Raw genomic sequence first — 3,836 nt, forward strand, 5'->3', positions numbered from 1 at the left:
ATATATACTGTCTCGATATTATTATGCCGGGCTTTATGGGCATTGATGTCGCAAAGGAAATCCGTGGTTTTGACAAAACCGCACCGATTTTGTTCTTTACATCATCGCCCGAATTTGCTTTGGAAAGCTATTCAGTGAAAGCCATCAACTATGTACTAAAGCCAATATCAAAAGAAAAACTATTCTTCACCTTTGACGAAATATTGGAGCAGATAAAAGTGGAAAAAGACGAGGATGCGCTTATCGTAAAGAGTAATGAGGGAATTCAAAAAATACTGATCTCAAATTTGACTTTTGCCGAGGTTACCGGCAGAAATGTGTTGTATCACCTGCGCTCCGGTAAGATAATCAAATGTACTGAGTCTTTTTCCTCTGTCTGCGATAACCTTCTGAAATATGGGTGTTTTATCAAACCCCACCGCTCCTATCTTGTGAATATGCAGTATGTGGATACCATTGAAAATCATCAGATCACCTTACAGACCCTTTCCTCTGTCCCTATTGCACAGCGCAAAGCGCGGGAGATTAAGCAGCAATATCTGAATTATCAAATGGAGGGGGAATAAGGGAATGATAGAAACTGCCATTGCATTCTTACGTTACTTTATTGCCCTGCTATTCGGTGTGACGGTTGCGGTCAGTTCCGCCGGAATGGCCCGTACACGGAGAAATGATCTGGCTCTTGGATGCTTTACCGTCATTTTATTTATTTTACAAATCGTCTGCTTGCGGATCTGGGGTATGGACATGACGATAAAAATATATCCGCTTCTTTCCCATTTGCCGGTTGCTATTTTTATCGTCGTGTACTTAAAGCGCCCATGGCTGATTTCACTAACCAGTATGTTTGTCTCCTTCCTGTGCTGCCAGCCTTCTCGCTGGATCGGCACTGTTATAGGAGTCGCTTTTGACAGTGCTTCCATGGACCACGTCGGTTATATTACAGCTGCGTTTCTGATGTACTATTTCCTGCAAAAATATGCGATGAAATCTGTTCGGCATCTAATGGAACGCTCCGTTAAATCCTGCCTGCTGTTTGGCGCCATGCCGGCTTTTTACTATCTGTTCGACTATTTCGCCACTGTTTATACCGATTTTATGTACAGCGGGGCACGGGCGGCAGTACAGTTCATGCCTTTTGTGACATCGACATTCTATTTTGTGTTTGTCCTTCTTTACTATGCCGAAACGCAAAAACAGGCAAGCATCCAAAGAGAGCGGGATATGCTGGATACCCAGTTTAGACAGGCACAAACAGAGTTTTCTTCTCTGCGGCAGATGCAGCAGAATGCCGCGTCCTATCGGCATGATATGCGACATCATTTCGCTCTTTTACAGGGGCTGGCCTCCAAGGGACACATAGAGGGGATCAAAGAGTATCTGCGGACTGCCCAGTCCGACATGGATGCCATCACGCCCATACGCTTTTGCGAAAACGAAACCGTCAATCTGATTTTGTCCGCTTTCGCCGCCAAAGCAAAACAATCAGCAATCCTGTTGACGATAGATGCCAAGCTGCCTGACTCGCTGGCCTTCAGCGACACTGAGCTTTGTTCGCTATTGTCAAACGCTTTGGAAAACGCCATACATGCCTCTGAAAATATACCTGACAGAAATAAACGCATAATCCGGCTGCGTGTGTATTCCAAGAATAACAAGCTGTGCATTGACATCCGCAATAGCTATCAGACAGAACCGGTATTTCATCAGGGCCTGCCTGTATCAAAAGAACAGGGGCATGGTTTTGGCACAAAAAGCATGGCTCATATCGTGGAAAAGCATGGCGGTGTATTTCAGTTTTCGATCAAGGATGGCTGGTTTATATTTCAAGCCACTGCATAATCTCTTAATTAACCTTATTTTCCGCTATTCATATCGGTTCACAGGAGTAGTTCAAGGGGGCACAAAAATGGACTCTGCCCCCGTCCACCGTAAAAAAGGAGGATGAATAGACAGCGACAAAAGAGGAAAATCCCGTTTGTCAAGATAGTTGTCGTGAGACTTTTTGAAATGGATATTATTGTTTTTTTAACAAATCATCCTTTTGTTTTAAAATTTTAATAAGCATTTCTTTATCCATATTTTCTTAATCCAATCAATACCTCTACCCTCAATATTTATATTACATAAATCTTACTTTAATTTTAACTTTATATCATAACATTGACTATCAGTTTAAGATAAAAAATAAATCTAAACGATAAAAAAATTCCCATAAGAATTGAATTGAAAAATTATGATAAAACAACACAGTTTCTTCCTTGACCTTTTCCTTCATATAATGCATCGTCTGCTTTTTTTATTGTATCATCAATCATTTCATAATCTTCATTAACGGTTACTCCAAAGGTCAATGTAATTGATATTTGAATTCCATTATACTCGATAATTTCTTCTTCAATAGTTTTCCTGATTTTATCCACCAGTATGCGGGCATCCTCGATTTCTGTTTCTGGAAGCAATATAAGAAATTCCTCCCCTCCCCACCTGGATACAAATCCTCGTTCTCCAACCGCATCCTGTAAGTTTTGGGCTACTGCTTTCAGCACTTGATCTCCACAGTCATGTCCGAAGCTATCATTTATCTTTTTAAAATAATCTATATCTGCAACGATAAGTGAAAATTTCTTTTTAGTTTTTTTATAATTTATAAACTCATTTTCAAGTTTTTCCACAATATATCTTCGGTTGTATAACCCAGTTAATGAATCTGTTTTTGAAATCAACTCCAACCTCTCCATGTTACATTGCATGGAAGCTATTTGAGATGCTGAAAATATCCCCACAAATACAAGTACATATCCCACGATTATGAATAATAAAAACAATAGCATATCATATATAGAATTAAAGTTTCTTAAATGTGCAATGTGTGTGGGTGTCGTAAAGTTAGTAATTAACAACAAAAATGAAATAACAGGGTATAAAAACATATACCTTATGGTTTTATCAGACACTAAGTTAAGAATTGTTTTGTAATGTTTACCTATCCCCAAATAAGCCACTAATAAGAATAAAGCATTAATACAATTTCTAAAAATATATATAAGGTTTTGAGTATAGTTATCATCATTACCTGAAACTAATTCTGCAGATGGTATAGCAATGAAAAGTGCAATTGTAGAAAACAGCCAAATGCTAAAGAAGGTAAATACTTTTTTTGATATGGATTCTTCAAAAACTAAGTTTAAGTATACTATGTAAGAAAAGGAGATAAAATACAGAATAACCTTAACAATTCCATCGTTATGTGTATGTTCTGTTGCATAAACGCCACTTAAAAAAACAAATAATGTATTTAATATAAAAGCAACTATACAGAATCTTATTGTTTTTTTTCTTGTAAGCAGGATATGAACTGTTAAAACTAAAAGAAGGATTGTGAAAAACGAGGATATTCTATAAGTAACCATCTTATTTACTCCCCTTTATCTAAATTTAATTAATACTCTTTTTATAAGACTAACTTATAAAAGTAAAAATTAGTATATATTGTCTTATAATTCTTGCTTAATTTATACAAAAATTATAACATATTTTTCATCATGGCATTAACTTATAAATATCTAAATTCTCCGTTATGGGATTTTTAAAACAAATTTGAAATATGGACAATTGTATAGCTTAAGTATTTAAGCGCTATATTACAAGTTTGTAACATATATACGTGAACTGTGTCCCCATGGATGATATCCCATTCCAATATATGCAAAATTATAATGTTCATAGTAACCTATATGGTCTGTACACAGATATAAATTAGAGAATCCACCGGTTTTTGCATCTTTCTTCGCTTTTTCTAATAAAATCGAACCATAAGCATGTCCCCTATATTC

General features: G+C 36.7%; 4 protein-coding genes. 2 read left to right on the plus strand and 2 right to left on the minus strand.

Annotated elements, in window-relative coordinates:
• Both P8V03_RS18685 and P8V03_RS18690 read left to right on the plus strand, forming a co-directional pair.
• On the plus strand, positions 1–566 hold a 566-nt coding region (locus P8V03_RS18685), incomplete at its 5' end, for a LytR/AlgR family response regulator transcription factor (protein WP_318799327.1).
• 4 nt (positions 567–570) lie between these two features.
• The gene (locus P8V03_RS18690; protein WP_318799328.1) at positions 571–1,842 is read left to right on the plus strand and encodes a sensor histidine kinase; all 1,272 of its coding nucleotides are present in this window, start codon (positions 571–573) and stop codon (positions 1,840–1,842) included.
• A gap of 392 nt (positions 1,843–2,234) precedes the next feature.
• On the opposite strand, the gene P8V03_RS18695 is transcribed toward P8V03_RS18690, so the two are convergent.
• Positions 2,235–3,413, minus strand: coding sequence for a GGDEF domain-containing protein (locus P8V03_RS18695; protein ID WP_318799329.1), 1,179 nt, complete (start codon positions 3,411–3,413; stop codon positions 2,235–2,237).
• A 231-nt stretch (positions 3,414–3,644) separates the two neighbouring features.
• On the minus strand, positions 3,645–3,836 hold a 192-nt coding region (locus P8V03_RS18700; RefSeq protein ID WP_487286265.1), incomplete at its 5' end, for a GNAT family N-acetyltransferase.

The sequence above is a fragment of the Clostridium tanneri genome, from assembly GCF_033659955.1.
GTDB classification, from domain to species: domain Bacteria; phylum Bacillota; class Clostridia; order Clostridiales; family Clostridiaceae; genus Clostridium_AM; species Clostridium_AM tanneri.